The organism is Salinicola tamaricis (assembly GCF_003006155.1).
Classification (GTDB): Bacteria; Pseudomonadota; Gammaproteobacteria; order Pseudomonadales; family Halomonadaceae; genus Salinicola; species Salinicola tamaricis.
On sequence record NZ_CP023559.1, the window covers coordinates 2,229,023 to 2,243,464 of the forward strand.

Consider the following 14,442-nt stretch of genomic DNA (forward strand, 5'->3'; position numbering starts at 1 on the left):
TCCGGTGCGTGCTGAGGGTAAGAGTTCGAGGGTCATGAGTCGGATGTGGCCAGACGCTCGTCGACCAGTTCGATCCAGTGGCGCACCGGGGTGCGCCCGGCGCCGTCGAGGTGGCTCTGACAGCCGATATTGGCGGTCACGATGGTGTCGGGCTGGCCCGCCTCCAGCGCTTCCAGCTTGGCGTCGCGCAGCTGGCGCGAGAGCACCGGCTGGGTGATCGAGTAGGTGCCCGCCGAGCCGCAGCAGAGATGGGCATCGCGTACCGGCGTGAGATCGAAGCCGAGGCGCGTGAGCACTCCCTCCACCGCACCGCCGAGCTTCTGCGCGTGCTGCAGCGTGCAGGGGCAGTGGAAGGCGAGACGCTGGGCGTCGTTGGCGGGTGAATCGGCCACCAGCGCCTCGAGATCCTCCTCGCGCAGGATCTCGACCAGATCCTTGGCCAGTTCGCTGACGCGTCGAGCCTTGTCCGCGTAGACCGGATTGTCGGCCAGCATCTCGCCATACTCCTTGACGAAGGCGCCGCAGCCGCTGGCGGTCTGCACGATCGCCTCGGCACCGTTTTCGATCAGCGGCCACCAGGCGTCGATGTTGGCGCGCATGCGTGCACGCCCCGCCTCCTGGGCGTTGAGGTGGAAGTCGATCGCGCCGCAGCAGCCGGCGTTGCGAGCCGCGCGCACGCCGATACCCAGGCGGTCGAGCACGCGCGCCGTGGCGTCGTTGGTGTTCGGGGCCAGGCCCGGCTGCACGCAGCCTTCCAGGATCAGCATCTGGCGGGCGTGACGCTCGGGGCGGGGCGCGCCCGGCGCGGTGCCGAGCGCGGCGGGATCTTGTCACGCAGCGCCGCCGGCGCCAGCGGACGAAAGGTCTGGCCCAGGGCCAGCAGGGCCTGGAATCGTCTGGGCTCTGCCAGCGCGGTGCGCAGCCCCAGACGCAGGGCGCGCTCGCGCGGGGTGCGTCCGACCCGGCGGTCGACCTCGGCGCGGCCGATGTCGAGCAGTTTGTGATACTCGACCCCGGAGGGGCAGGTGGTCTCGCAGTTACGACAGGTAAGACAGCGGTCGAGATGCAGCTGGGTCTCGCGGGTCACCTGGTCGTCGCCGGCATCGCTCTCCAGCAGCTCCTTGATCAGGTAGATGCGTCCGCGCGGGCCGTCGCGCTCGTCGCCGAGCAACTGATAGGTGGGGCAGGTGGCGTTGCAGAAGCCGCAGTGCACGCAGGTGCGCAGGATGCGGTCGGCTTCGCGGATCGCGGGCCGTTCGCGCGCGGCGTCGGTGAATTGTGTCTGCATGGTGGCTCCTACCAGTCGGCGTAGAGCCGGCCGGGATTGAAAATGGCGTGCGGGTCGAGACGCGTCTTGAGCTGCTGGTGATAGCGCGCCAGCACCTTGGGCAGTGGCGAGAACGGCGAGGCGCCGTCGGTCGGGGCGTCATCGAGGGCGGGGCCGAAGCGCGTGGCGTGGCCGCCGGCGGCGATGCTGGTCTCGTGTACGTGCGGTGCGGGCTCGTCGCTGCGCAGCCACTGCTGGGCACCGGCCCAATCGCACAGCCAGTCGCCGCTCAGCGCCGGGCGCCGGGCGCGGGCCGGCAGCGAGAGTCGCCACAGCGACCGTGGGTCCTGGGGCGAGAAGAAGGCCAGACGCTGCTCGCGCAGATCTTCCCAGAAGGTGGCAGCGTCGGTATCGCCGCCCAGGCGTTCGCGGGTCGATGCCACCGAGCCTTCGCCTCCTTCGAGACGCACATGCAGCACGCCCTCGGCGAAGGTGGCGCCGCTCAACGGCAGCGGCTCGCGGCCCCAGGCGCGCAGACGGTCGAGCGCGCGCGCTTCATCCATCTCCAGACGCAGGCAGGCGCTCGCCGGCGGCAGCGGCAGCACCTTGAACGAGACCTCGGCGAGTACCCCCAGCGTACCCTGGGCGCCGACCATCAGCCGCGACAGATCGTAGCCGGCGACGTTCTTCATCACCTCGCCGCCGAAGCGCAGCAGTTTGCCGTCATGGGTGATCACCCGGGTGCCGAGCACGAAGTCGCGCACCGCACCGCTCCAGGGGCGGCGTGGCCCGGAGAGACCGCAGGCGACCATGCCACCGACGGTGGCCGTATCACCGAAGTGCGGTGGTTCGAACGGCAGCCGCTGGCCGCTGGCGGCGAGCGCGCTTTCGAGTTCGGAAAGGCGCGTGCCGGCGCGCACCGTGACCACCAGTTCGACCGGATCGTAGTGGACGATGCCGCGATGCTCGCCGAGCTCGAGGCGTCTCTCGGCGGCGATCCGGCGGCCGTAGAACGCCTTGGTACCGCCGCCCTGGATCACCAGCGGCGTGCGCTCGCGGTGGGCTTGGCGCACCTGCTCGCAGAGCGCGTCGCTCAGGTCCTGGCCGCTATCCAGGGTAGGCCCGGCCTGATCCGCAGGGGTGAACTCGGGGCGCTGGTCCTGGGGGTGTGGCATCATGCATCTCCTGACTCGAACGACTAAAAGCGGGGCAGCTCGGGGTGAGGCAGCTCTCCGTGGTGCACGTGCATGGCGCCGAATTCGGCGCAGCGCGCCAGCGTGGGAATGTTCTTGCCCGGATTGAGCAGGCGATGTTCATCGAAGGCGAACTTGACCGCATGGAACTGGGTCAGCTCGTCGGCGGCGAACTGGGTGCACATCTGGTTGAGCTTCTCGCGCCCGACGCCGTGCTCGCCGGTGATGGTGCCGCCGACCTCGACGCAGAGTTCGAGAATCTTGGCGCCGATGGTCTCGGCGGTCTCCAGCTCCCCGGGGCGATTGGCATCGAACAGGATCAGCGGATGCAGGTTGCCGTCGCCGGCGTGGAAGACGTTGGCGACGCGCAGCCCGTAGGTCGCGGAGAGCTCGTTGATGCCCTTGAGCACCCGCGGCAGCTCACGCCGGGGAATGGTGCCATCCATGCAGTAGTAGTCCGGCGACATGCGCCCCACGGCGGGGAAGGCCGCCTTGCGCCCGGCCCAGAACAGCTGGCGCTCGGCGTCGTCCCGGGCGAGCCGGATCTCGCTGGCGCCGGCGCGCTCGAGCAGCTCGCGCACGCGCTCGCAGTCGGCGTGGACATCGGCCTCGACGCCGTCGAGCTCGCACAGCAGGATCGCCTCGGCCTCGACCGGATAGCCAGCGTGGACGAAGTCCTCGGCGGCGCGAATCGCCAGGTTGTCCATCATCTCCAGGCCGCCGGGAATGCAGCCGGCGGCGATGATGTCGCCCACCGCCTTGCCGGCACGCTCGACGTCGTCGAAGCTGGCCATCAGCACCTTGGCCACCTGCGGCTTGGGCAGCAGCTTGACGGTGACCTCGGTGATCACCCCGAGCATGCCCTCCGAACCGGTGAACAGTGCCAGCAAGTCGAAGCCGGGCGCGTCCAGCGCCTCGCTGCCCAGGGTCATGCGTTCGCCCTCGATGGTGACGATCTCGACGCTGAGCACGTTGTGCACGGTGAGCCCGTACTTGAGGCAGTGCACCCCGCCGGCATTCTCGGCCACGTTGCCACCGATCGAGCAGGCGATCTGCGACGAGGGGTCGGGGGCGTAATAGAGCCCGTGCGGCCCGGCGGCTTCGGAGATGGCCAGGTTGCGTACCCCCGGCTGCACCCGCGCCAGACGCGCATCGGGGTCGAGTTCGAGGATACGGTTGAAGCGCGACATCACCAGCAGCACGCCCTTGGCCAGCGGCAGCGCACCGCCGGAGAGCCCGGTACCGGCGCCGCGGGTCACCACCGGCACGCGCTGGGCGTGGCAGACCCGCATCAGCGCCATCACCTCTTCGAGTGTCGCCGGTAGCGCCACCAGCATCGGCAGGGTGCGGTAGGCGGAGAGCCCGTCGCATTCGAACGGGCGCAGATCCTCTTCGCGTGCCAGCAGGGTGAGCGCCGGGGCCTCGGCGTGGATCGCCGCCATCAGCGTGGACTTGTCGACGCTGGCGATCTCACCGTCGAGTCGTTCATCGTAGGCAGGGTCACGGTCTACTCCCTGGATTGCCGTCATGGGGTGCTTGTCTTGGAGCGGCGTCTCTGCGGACGCTCGCACGTGGCGCCTCTGCCAAGAGATGCCGGTGCCGCGCAACGTTGTGGAAAGTATTTCCATACGGATCTTTGGCATTGTGAGAAAGCGACAGGGGGCTCACCATTAGCCAAAAGACGTAGATGTTGTTAATTGGTCAGACCATGGCGATGCCGAGGCATCGCCATGGTCCGGGACGGGCGGTGGTCAGCCACCCATCAGCGGGTCGCCGATATGGAACACGTAGAAGGCGAGCAGGCCGACGATGCCCGCGAACAGGCAGTAGTAGAGCGTCGGCAGGATCGTCTTGCGCAGCGTGGTGCCCTCGCGTCCGAGCAGACCCACGGTGGCCGAGGCCGCGACCACGTTGTGAATGGCGATCATGTTGCCGGCTGCCGCGCCCACCGCCTGCAGCGCCACCATCATTGCGGTGGAGACGCTGAGCGCCTCGGCCACGTTGAACTGGAACGCCGATAGCATCAGGTTGGAGACGGTGTTGGAGCCGGCAATGAAGGCGCCCAGCGCGCCTACCGCGGGGGCGAACAGCGGATAGACGTGGCCCACACCGTCGGCCACCAGCTGGGCCATCGCCACCGGCATCGAGACCAGATCGGACTCGTTGACGCCGGAGTTGATCAGGATGCGCACCATGGGGATGGTGAACAGCAGCACGAAGCCGGCGCCGAGGAGGGTCTTCGAGGATTCGGCGAACGCCGCCTTGACCTGGCTGGCGCGCATCTGGTGCAGGAAGATAGTGCAGATCACCGCGATCAGGATGATGCCGCCGGGCAGATAGAGCCACTCCACGCTGCCGGAGACGCCTGTTCGCCGAGGATGTTGCTCCAGCCGGTGCTGACCGAAGAGAGCGCCGACTTGACCGCCGGCACGGTGCGCGAGATCACCAGCAGTACGGCGACGATCACATAGGGCATCCGCCGCGCAGGGTCGACATCGGGGCGCGCCCGGCGACGTCCTCGACCTTGATCTCGATCGTGCCCAGCCACTCGGCCGGCCACTGCGAGCGTGGCGGGAAGTCCCAGATATCCTTGGGCAGCAGAAAGCCCTTGCGTGCCGCCGGCACCACGATCGCCAGACCGATCAATCCGCCCAGCAGCGACGGGAACTCCGGCCCCAGGAAGACCCCCACCAGCATGTAGGGCACCACGAAGCAGACCCCGACGAAGAGCGCGAAGGGCGCGATCGAGAGACCCTCGCGCCAGGAGCGATTCTCGCCGAAGAAACGCACCATCACGGTGACCAGGATCAGCGGCATGAACACGCCGATCAGGCCGTGGGTGAGCGCCACCTCGGAGGTGATCAGGCGGAAGAAGGTCTCCCAGCTCGAGCCGTCGGCGGCGAGCTGGGCTGATCGCCGCCTGATTGAGCCCGCCGGTGACGCCGACCACGATCGGCGTGCCCACGGCGCCGAAGGAGACCGGGTCGACTGCCATCATTCCCACCAACCACCGCGCCCAGCGCGGGGAAGCCGAGTGCCACCATCAGCGGCCGGCCACTGCGGCCGGCGTGCCGAAGCCCGAGGCGCCCTCGATGAAGCAGCCGAACAGCCAGGCGACGATCAGCGCCTGCACGCGGCGGTCCGGGCTGATGCCGGAGAAGCCGTTGCGGATCGCCATGATGCCGCCGGAGTGCTTGAGCGTGTTGAGCAACAGGATGGCGCCAAAGATGATCCACAGCAGCGCCACGGTCAGGATCAACCCCTGGAGGGTCGATGCCAGCACCCGGTTGGCGGTCATGTCCCAGGCGAACAGTGCGATCAGCACCGCCACCACGAAGACGATCGGCATGGCCGTGCGCGCCGCGCATGCGCAGGCCGATCAGCAGCACCCCCGCCAGGATCAGCGGCAGGAAGGCAAGCAGTGACAACACCGTATGGTCCATAGCGAAAGCCCTTGTGTGGTTTTTATGGGAGCGTGATTTTCATGAGAACGTGGTTTTCATGAGAGCGTCATTGTTATTCGTTCGGGTCGAGAAGCGCGGGAGAAGCGCTGGGCGCCTTTCTTCGACGCCACGTCGACGCCATCCCTGTCCTGTCGCGGGGAGGGACGGATGCTGCACGATAGCCAGCCCGCGGCTCGCGCCATCCGTGGATAAATGGTCAGACCACGAGGGTTTTGATGTGGGGTTGCCCGCGGGCCTCGCACTGCAAGGCTTGCCTGGCGGCGTCAGGGCGTGTCACGGGGCCGGCTGGGCGTCTGGGGTGCGACTAATGGACGGTGCCGGTGGCCGTTGACCGCTGGGCTTGCCGGGGGGCAAAAAAGCGCCGGGTCTCCCCGGCGCTTCGATCGTGCTGGCAGGTTGCACATCTCAGCGATGCGGTTGACGCCTCAGCCGGTGGCGAGCAGGCCGGTATCGGCCTCGATCTGCTCGGTCGACATCAGCGTCACGTTCACCGGGATCGACTTGGCCGCCAGGGTGTTGCTGCCAGTGTCTCGGTTGGCCACCGGGATCAGGTCGTTGACCTCGGGTAGTAGGCGCCAGACAGTTCTCGGGCAGGTCGTAGGCGATGATCTTGAAGCCGGAGACGGTGCGCTCGATGCCGTCGTCGCTGAGTGCGCTCAGGTCACCTTGTTGCCCGCTTCGAAGCCGTGCTTTTCGATGTCCTGCGGATTCATCATCAGCACCATGCGGGTGCCGTAGACGTCGCGATAGCGGTCGTCGTAGGAGTAGATGGTGGTGTTGTACTGATCGTGGCCGCGGATCGAGAGCAACTGGAAGTGGGCGTCGCCGGGTTCGGACTCGTCTTCGGTCAGGTGTCCTGCGGGAACAGGAAGTGGGCCTTGCCGGAGTCGGTGTTCCACACCCGGTCGCGGCGGCGATATCGAGATGAAATACCCCGTCGGCGGCGAGGCGCTGGTTGAAGTCGTAGAAGGTCTCCGGCTGGCTCGCCTCGATCTTGTCGCGGATGCGCGCGTAATCCTCGGCCAGCCATGCCCAGTCGACCTTGGGATTGGGGTCCAGGGTCGCCCTGCGCCAGCCGGCGACGATCGCGATCTCCGAGCGCAGATGCTCGGAGGCCGGCTCCAGCGCGCCCTTGGAGCCCTGCACGTTGCACATGCCATCTTCGATAGTGATGGTCTGCTCGACCCCGGCCTGGATATCCTTCTCGGTACGCGCCAGCGCCGGCAGTAGATAGGCCGCCTGTCCGTGGATCAGATGGCTGCGGTTGAGCTTGGTCGCGATCTGCACGGTGAGCGGGATCTTCTCGACGTGGGCGCAGACCCGGGCCTGATCGGCGATGGCGCGGAAGAAGTTGCCGCCCATGCCGAGGAAGGCATCGACCTCGTCGCGCAGGATCGCCTCGCAGCACAGCGCCACGTCGTGGCCATGCTCGCGCCGGCACTCGATGCCGAAGAGCTCGTCCAGCTTGGAGAGGAAGGCTTCGCCGGATTTGTGGAAGATGCCCACGGTGCGATCGCCCTGGACGTTGGAGTGGCCGCGCACCGGGCAGGCGCCGGCGCCGCGCCGGCCGATATGGCCGCCCATCAGCAGCAGGTTGAGGATCTGGTGGATATTGTCGCCGCCGCGCATGTGCTGGGTGATGCCCATGCCCCAGCAGCAGATCACCCGCTCGGCGCGAATCCACGCCTCGGCCGCCTCGCTGATGGCGGCGCGGGTCAGCCCGCTGTGGCGCTCGATGCGTTCCCAGGGTAGCTGGCGGCAGTGCTCGGCGAACGCCTCGAAGCCGTCGGTGTGCATGTGGATGAAGTCGTGGTCGATCACCCGCTTGCCGCCGTTGTCGCGGGCCTCGTCGTCGGTGGCGATGATGTGCTTGCACATGCCCTGGATGGCGGCGATATCACCGCCGATGCGCAGCTGATGGTACTGGCTGCTGATCGGCACGCCGTGGTTGGTCAGCATGTCCTTGGGCGTCTGTGGATTGGCGAACTTGACCAGCGCCCGTTCGCGCAGCGGATTGAAGGTGATCACTTCGGCCCCGCGCAGGCGCGCCTCGTGCAGCAGGCCCATCATACGCGGGCTGTTGGTGCCGGCATTCTGACCGAACAGGAAGATGCAGTCGGCGTGCTCGAAATCTTCCAGCACCGTGGTCGCCTTGCCTACGCCGATGCTCTGTGGCAGTGCCACCGTAGTGGTCTCGTGGCACATGTTGGAGCAGTCGGGGAAGTTGTGGGTGCCGATCATGCGGCCGTAGAGCTGCCACAGAAAGGCGGCCTCGTTGGAGGTGCGCCCTGAAGTGTAGAGCTCGACCCGGGTCGGGTCGTAGGTCTGGATGCGCTCGCCGATCTCGCGATAGGCGGTCTCCCAATCGATGGGGTCATACTTGTCGGTGGTGGGGTTGTAGCGCAGCGGGTGCGTCAGCCGCCCCTGCTTCTCGAGCGCGTGATCCGACCACGCCAGCAGCTCGCTCACGCTGTGCTGAGCGAAGAACTCCGGCGTGGTACGCGCGGCGGTCGCTTCCCACGCCACCGCCTTGGCGCCGTTTTCGCAGAACTCCAGCGGGCCGGGCTTCTTGGGATTGGGCCAGGCGCAGCTGGGGCACTCGAAGCCGCCGTCGGGCTGGTTGATCTTGAGCATCAGGGAGTTGCCCTTGAACGGCACCTTCTCGCGCAGAAAATGGGTCTCCGTGGCCTGCACCGATTGCCAGCCGCCGCCCGGCGCATCGTGTTCGCCCTGCTTGCCGTGCAGTTCATCATCCTTGAGTTGATGTGACATGACCGTGGTCTCCTTGATCGACCTGCGAACTGCGCCACGCGTTGCCCAGTCAATCGCAAACCCATGCCGTGGCGGCTAACCGTTACAGTATGGCAACGCTTTCGCATTTGCCCAGTTCGGACTGGGTCCATGAGAACGCGATAGCGAGTAGGGCTGTCTGAGGGGCGCTCGGTGCGTCGCGCCGGCGGCAGTTTCCGTTTGACGCCCACCGGCCCCTTGGACATGCTGAGTCAAGTCGATTGACCTTTTGTCACATTGATCTCTCGTCACGAGGAGATACCTGTCATGGCGCTTAAGATGTTCGATCTCTGCGGTCGCGATGAGCGGCTGCGTTTCTCGCCCTATTGCTGGCGCGTCAAGTTCGCGCTCGCCCACAAGGGGCTGGCGTGCGATTTCGTGCCCTGGAAGTTCACCGACAAGGAGGCGCTCGCCTTCTCCGGCCAAGGTCGGGTGCCGGTACTGGTCGATGGCGAGGAGACCGTCGTCGACAGCTACGAGATTCTGCGCTATCTCGACCGCGCCTACCCCGACAAGCCGCTGCTGGGCGAGGGCGCCGCGGCGGAGCGCGCGCGCTTTTTCAAGTTCTACAGCGAGCGCTCGCTGGCCCCAGGCATCGTGCGCACCATTCTGATGGATGTCTTCAATACCATTCACCCGGATGATCGCGACTACTTCCGTACCACGCGCGAGAAGGCCTTCGGCCGCACCCTGGAAGAGATGCACTCGCCGAGCCAGGGCCTCACTATGCTCGACCGCGCGCTGGAGCCGATGCGCGGGCGCCTCGACGAGAGCGAGTTCCTCGATGGCGCCGCGCCCGGGGCCGCCGACTATCTGGTCGTCGGCGCGTTCATGTGGGCGCGGGTCTGCTCGGGGGCCGATCTGGTCTCCAATGCCGACCCGGTCTATGCCTGGTATCAGCGCATGCTCGACCTCTACGACGGGCTGGGCCGCAACGCCACCCGTCTCGTGGATGTCGAAGGGGCGTATCAGAACGTGTGAGTTCGATAGCGGCGGCGCGATCTCGCGTCGCCAGCGGCGACAGGAGCTGGCCATGATCGATCTGTATTACTGGACCACCCCCAATGGGCACAAGATCACCCTGTGTCTTGAAGAGGCCGGGCTCGACTATCGCATTCGGCCGATCGATATCGCCAAGGGGGAGCAGTTCAGCGCCGAGTTTCTGGAGATTTCGCCCAACAACCGCATTCCGGCGATCGTCGACCGGTCACCGATCGACGGCGGCCAGCCGCTGGCGCTGTTCGAGTCCGGGGCGATCCTCGAGTATCTCGCCGACAAGAGCGGCAAGTTCCTGCCCAAGAGCGGGCGCCAGCGCTACCGCGTGCTGCAGTGGCTGCACTGGCAGGTCGGCGGGCTGGGGCCGATGGCGGGGCAGAATCATCACTTCCGCCACTACGCGCCGCGCAAGATCGAGTATGCGATCGAGCGCTACACCAAGGAGACCGCGCGGCTCTACGGCGTGCTCGACCGCCAGCTGGAGGACAACGACTTCGTCGCCGGTGATGACTATTCGATCGCTGACATGGCGATCTGGCCGTGGATTCGCTCCTATGAGAAGCAGGGCCAGGAGCTGGATGACTTCCCTGCGCTGCAGCGCTGGTTCGAAAAGATCCAGCGGCGCGATGCGGTGAACCGGGCCTATGCCCGGGCGGTGGAGGTCAATCCGGACAACGATGTGGCGATGACCGATGAGGCGCGCGGGCACCTGTTCGGGCGCTGAGCGCTGCCAGGAAAGCCAAGAGAGACGGGCCCGGTATCCACCGGGCCCTTCGCGTTTCTAGCTTAGCGCTCTGACGCTGAGCGTTCGCTGTCGAAGAACGTCTTGACCTGGTGAAAAGCGGTGGCGAAGTAGCGCTCGTAGGTGTCCTTTTCGACGAAGCCGATATGCGGTGTCGCCAGTACCCGCGGATGCGCCTGATAGGCGCTCGCCCCCTCCGGCTCCTGCTCGAAGACGTCCAGCGCCGCGCTCCCGGGACGTCCGGCATCGAGGGCATCGAGCAGGGCACCGTCGCGGATCAGCTCGGCGCGGCTGGTGTTGACCAGCAGTGCATCGGCGCGCATGGCGGCCAGCTCGCGCGCGGTGATCATGCCGCGGGTGTCATCGGTGAGTCGGAGATGCAGCGTGACCACGTCGCAGCGGGCCAGAAAGGCGTGGCGATCGGGCTCGAACGCGATACCCAGCTCGAAGGCGCGCCCGGCGCTCGCCTCGCGCCCGTGGGCCACCACCTGCATGCCGAAGGCCTGAGCGTAGCCGGCCACCAGGCTACCGATCTTGCCCAGCCCCCAGATGCCCAGGGTGCGCCCGTGCAGCGCATGCCCCAGCGACTCCGTCTCCAGGCGCTCGGTGGTGCGCTGCCACTCGCCCCGGGCCTGGCGCGCCAGATAGCCGCCGAGACGGCGGCAGCCGGCCATGATCAGCAGCCAGGTCAGCTCGGCCGGGGCGATGGGCGAGCCGGAGCCCTCGCGCACCGCGATCCCCAGCTCGCGGCACGCCTCCATGTCGATCGCCGACGCCAGGCGGCCGGTCTGCACCACCAGCTTGAGCCGCGGCAGCTGCGCCAGCACCTCGCGGGTGAGCACGCTGCGTTCGCGGATCAGGATCACCGCATCGCTCTCGGCGCCGCGCCGCCAGCGCCGAGGGGGCGACCCGCGCGTACTCGATATCCAGCCGCACGTCGCAGCCGTCGAGTTCGCGTACGGCGTCGAGAAAGCCGCAGCATCCCTGATAGTCATCCAGCACCGTTACCGTCATCGCCATGGCAGCGCCTCCTCGGCAGTCACACTGGCTGCCATTGTTGGCACGTCCAGGGGTGGCTGTCGAGCGGCGGCTGACGCACGCTTACGGAGGTGGCGGGGGCTGAACGAAAGGGCCTGCGAGCGAAGCGGTAGTGGGTGAGGCGATAAACAGACGCCCCGCCAGGGGCGGGGCGTCTGTGCGGTTGCCGTCAGTCGCTCAAGTATCGCGCTGCTTGGGCAGGGCGTAGGCGATCACGTAGTCGCCGGTGGGGGTCTGCATGAAGTGGTGGCCGGTGGCGACGATCACCAGATACTGGCGGCCGTCGGCTTCGTAGACCATCGGGTTGGCTTGGCCGCCGGCGGGCAGCGGGGCCTGCCACACGGTCTCGCCACTCTCGATGTCGATCGCGCGGATCAGATCGTCGGTCGCCGCGGCGATGAAGATCAGGCCGCCGGCGGGACCACCGAACCGCCGTTGTTGGGCGTACCGATATCGATCGGCAGGCCCGAGCGGATGCCCCAAGGGCCGTTGGCGCGGGCGGTACCCAGCGGGCGGTCCCAGAGCGTCTTGCCACTGGCGAGTTCGATGGCGCGAATGTGCCCGTAGGGCGGCTGCTTGCACAGCAGCCCGGTGTAGGGCACCCGCCAGCCGGCGTTGACGTTGATCGCGTAGGGCGTGTTGGCCTGCGGGTCTCCGCGCCTTCGGCGCCGCCGCGGTCGGATTTCAGCTCCTCACGCGGGACCCAGCCCAGCTCGTTGGCGACATCACGCGGTACCAACTCGTTGTAGTTGGGCATGTCGTTGTAGTTGGCGATGATCACCCCGCGCTGTGGGTCGACCGCCACGCTGCCCAGTCGGAGCCGCCGTTGTAACGGTGTACTCGACCCACGGCTGCTCGGCGGTGGGCGGCGTGTACATGCCTTCCCAACTGGCCTGGTGGTACTGGATACGGCAGAAGAGCTGGTCGAACGGCGACATGCCCCACATGTCCTTCTCGGTGATGTCGGGCTGGCGCAGGGTGGCGTAAAGCGAGAATGGTTGGGTCTTGCTGCGCTGCTCCGGCTCGGCGCCGCCCTGGGGCACCGGGCGCTCCTCGGCGCCGCCGCCGAGCAGTTCACCGGTCTCGCGGTTGAACACGTAGATCTCACCCTGCTTGGTGGGCATGATCAGCGCCGGCACCTCGCCGTTGTCGGTGGGGAAGTCGATCAGCGTCGGCTGCGAGCCGGGGTCGTAGTCCCACACGTCCTTGTGCGCGGTCTGGAAGTGCCACTTGGGCAGGCCGGTCTCGACGTCGAGTGCAACCATCGAGCTGGCCCATTCGTTCTCTTCCGGGGTGCGCGAGCTGCTCCAGTAGTCGGCGGCGCTGTTGGCCATGGGCAGGTAGACCAGCCCCAGCTTGCTGTCGCCGGCGGCGGTGGTCCACATGTTGGGCGAGCCGCGCACGTAGGTTTCGTCGCCGCTCAGCGGTTCGCTGCGGTCGGGGCGGCCGGCGTCCCAGGCCCACTGCAGTTCGCCGGTCATGGCATCGAAGCCTTTGATCACGCCGGAGGGCGGATAGCGGCGCTGGCCGTCGAGCACCTGGTGGCCGGTGACGATGACATCGCGCACCACTACCGGGGCGGAGTTGATCGAGACATAGCCCGGCGGGGTCTCGCCCATGTTGCGCTTGATATCGACTTGACCGTTGTCGCCGAAATCGGTGCACGGCTTGCCGGTGGCGGCGTCGACTTCGATGATGCGTCCGTCCAGGGTGCCGGAGATGATCCGGGTCCGGCAGGCGATGGCGTCGCTGGCGGCCACTGCGTTTTCGCTATGCTGATCGCCGCCGCCCTGATCGCCCTGGTCCTGATTCTCATCGCGCGTGGCGTCACCTGCCTGGGCGCCGCCGGCCGCTTTCTGAGCGTCTGCGCTGGCCTTGTCCGCCGCGGGCAGGCGATCCGCCGGTACCTCGTAGTAGGTCACGCCGCGGCAGGCGGCGGTATAGGGAATGGCATCCTCGGAGACCACCGGATCGTAGCGCCAGTTCTCTTCACCGGTGGCGGCATCGAGGGAGATCAGGATATTGCGCGAGGTGCACAGGAAGACGTCATCGCCCACCTTGAGCGGGGTGGTCTCGGCGCCCCAGCGGTGATCCAGCAGGTCGCCTGTGCGGTACTGCCAAGCGACCTGGAGCTGGCCGACGTTGTCCGGGGTGATCTGCTCCAGCGGCGAGTAGCGGGTCGCCGCCGAATCGCGCCCGTAGGCGGTCCAGTCGCCCGGGGCGGGTACGTCCGCCGGCTGGGCGTTGCCGACATCGGTGGCCAGCGAGCCATCAGCGATTGCCGGGACCGTCGCCAAATGTTGATAGCCGCGCCCGGGCAGGAACGCCAGCGCGCCGGCGACGATCAGCCCCAGGCAGAGCACGCCGGCCAGCGCGAAGCCGACCCGCGGGCGCGGGCCGCCGCGTAGCGCGGGCGCGACCAGGGCGACCAGAATCGCCAGGATCAGGACCAGGTCGAAGCGCGGAATCCAGCGCCAGTAGTCGAGCCCCGACTCCCAGGCGGCCCACAGGAAAGAGCCGATGAAGACTAGGGCGTAGAGCCAGGCGCCCGAGAGCCGGCCGCGCCATAGTTGAACGCCGGCGAGCAGCATCCCCACACCCGCGATCAGGTAGTACCAGGAGCCTCCGAGCAGCGCCAGATAGAGTCCGCCGCCGCCCAGGGTGAGTCCGGCGAGCGCGACGATGAGACCCACGATGCAGGCGAACAACCTGCTCGCACCGCGAGACGAGGTGGATTTGGCCACTGTTTTCTCCCTTGAAAAAGCGCCTTGAAGGAACGCGTTGAATGAGTGCGCTGACTGTCCGCCATCCGTCGATCGTTGCGCGGCGGCGGCTCTGAATGGGGCGGCCCGCTTTCTATGGCGCGCCGGCCCGTCTGAGACAAGCGTAGTCAGCCCGGAGCGGGATGACGAATGCCGCTGCTCGCGGCGTGCGCTCGTGGGTGCCGAGGCC

At 67.4% G+C, this 14,442-nt stretch carries 7 protein-coding genes and 3 pseudogenes; 2 read left to right on the top strand and 8 right to left on the bottom strand.

Annotated features, from left to right (window positions below):
• Window positions 1-32: 32 nt before the first annotated feature.
• The 5 genes and pseudogenes from glcF to CN538_RS10315 all read right to left on the bottom strand — a co-directional run bounded on the left by glcF (window position 33) and on the right by CN538_RS10315 (window position 8,696).
• Window positions 33-1,288: pseudogene (glcF, locus tag CN538_RS10295) on the bottom strand (glycolate oxidase subunit GlcF).
• A gap of 8 nt (window positions 1,289-1,296) precedes the next feature.
• Complete coding sequence (glcE, locus tag CN538_RS10300; RefSeq protein WP_106419364.1) at window positions 1,297-2,442, bottom strand: glycolate oxidase subunit GlcE; 1,146 nt, start codon at window positions 2,440-2,442, stop codon at window positions 1,297-1,299.
• Window positions 2,443-2,465: 23 nt separating this feature from the next.
• On the bottom strand, window positions 2,466-3,989 hold the full coding sequence (gene glcD, locus CN538_RS10305; RefSeq protein WP_106419365.1) for a glycolate oxidase subunit GlcD: 1,524 nt from the start codon (window positions 3,987-3,989) through the stop codon (window positions 2,466-2,468).
• Window positions 3,990-4,211: 222 nt separating this feature from the next.
• Window positions 4,212-5,903 (bottom strand): annotated as a pseudogene (locus tag CN538_RS10310) (L-lactate permease).
• A gap of 426 nt (window positions 5,904-6,329) precedes the next feature.
• On the bottom strand, window positions 6,330-8,696 hold the full coding sequence (locus CN538_RS10315; protein WP_207233457.1) for an FdhF/YdeP family oxidoreductase: 2,367 nt from the start codon (window positions 8,694-8,696) through the stop codon (window positions 6,330-6,332).
• Window positions 8,697-8,981: 285 nt separating this feature from the next.
• Here CN538_RS10315 and CN538_RS10320 point away from each other — a divergent pair, with 285 nt between their 5' ends.
• On the top strand, window positions 8,982-9,695 hold the full coding sequence (locus CN538_RS10320; RefSeq protein ID WP_106419366.1) for a glutathione S-transferase N-terminal domain-containing protein: 714 nt from the start codon (window positions 8,982-8,984) through the stop codon (window positions 9,693-9,695).
• Between the two features lie 52 nt (window positions 9,696-9,747).
• Window positions 9,748-10,434, top strand: coding sequence for a glutathione binding-like protein (locus tag CN538_RS10325; protein ID WP_106419367.1), 687 nt, complete (start codon window positions 9,748-9,750; stop codon window positions 10,432-10,434).
• Between the two features lie 62 nt (window positions 10,435-10,496).
• On the opposite strand, the gene CN538_RS10330 is transcribed toward CN538_RS10325, so the two are convergent.
• The 3 genes and pseudogenes from CN538_RS10330 to CN538_RS10335 form a co-directional block, all read right to left on the bottom strand.
• A complete protein-coding gene (locus CN538_RS10330) occupies window positions 10,497-11,318 on the bottom strand; it encodes a D-2-hydroxyacid dehydrogenase family protein (protein ID WP_164999570.1) in 822 nt (273 codons plus the stop codon).
• 349 nt (window positions 11,319-11,667) lie between these two features.
• Window positions 11,668-12,173, bottom strand: a pseudogene (locus CN538_RS26720) (outer membrane protein assembly factor BamB family protein).
• 42 nt (window positions 12,174-12,215) lie between these two features.
• Window positions 12,216-14,234, bottom strand: a complete 2,019-nt coding sequence (locus tag CN538_RS10335; RefSeq protein ID WP_422917494.1) for a PQQ-binding-like beta-propeller repeat protein — start codon at window positions 14,232-14,234, stop codon at window positions 12,216-12,218.
• Between the last annotated feature and the right edge of the window lie 208 nt (window positions 14,235-14,442).

Bases quoted from the DNA above. Each gene is read 5' to 3' on its own strand.
- CN538_RS10320 (WP_106419366.1), top strand. From the start codon at position 8,982: ATGGCGCTTAAGATGTTCGATCTCTGCGGTCGCGATGAGCGGCTGCGT.
- CN538_RS10325 (WP_106419367.1), top strand. From the start codon at position 9,748: ATGATCGATCTGTATTACTGGACCACCCCCAATGGGCACAAGATCACC.
- glcE (WP_106419364.1), bottom strand. From the start codon at position 2,442: ATGCCACACCCCCAGGACCAGCGCCCCGAGTTCACCCCTGCGGATCAG.
- CN538_RS10315 (WP_207233457.1), bottom strand. From the start codon at position 8,696: ATGTCACATCAACTCAAGGATGATGAACTGCACGGCAAGCAGGGCGAA.
- glcD (WP_106419365.1), bottom strand. From the start codon at position 3,989: ATGACGGCAATCCAGGGAGTAGACCGTGACCCTGCCTACGATGAACGA.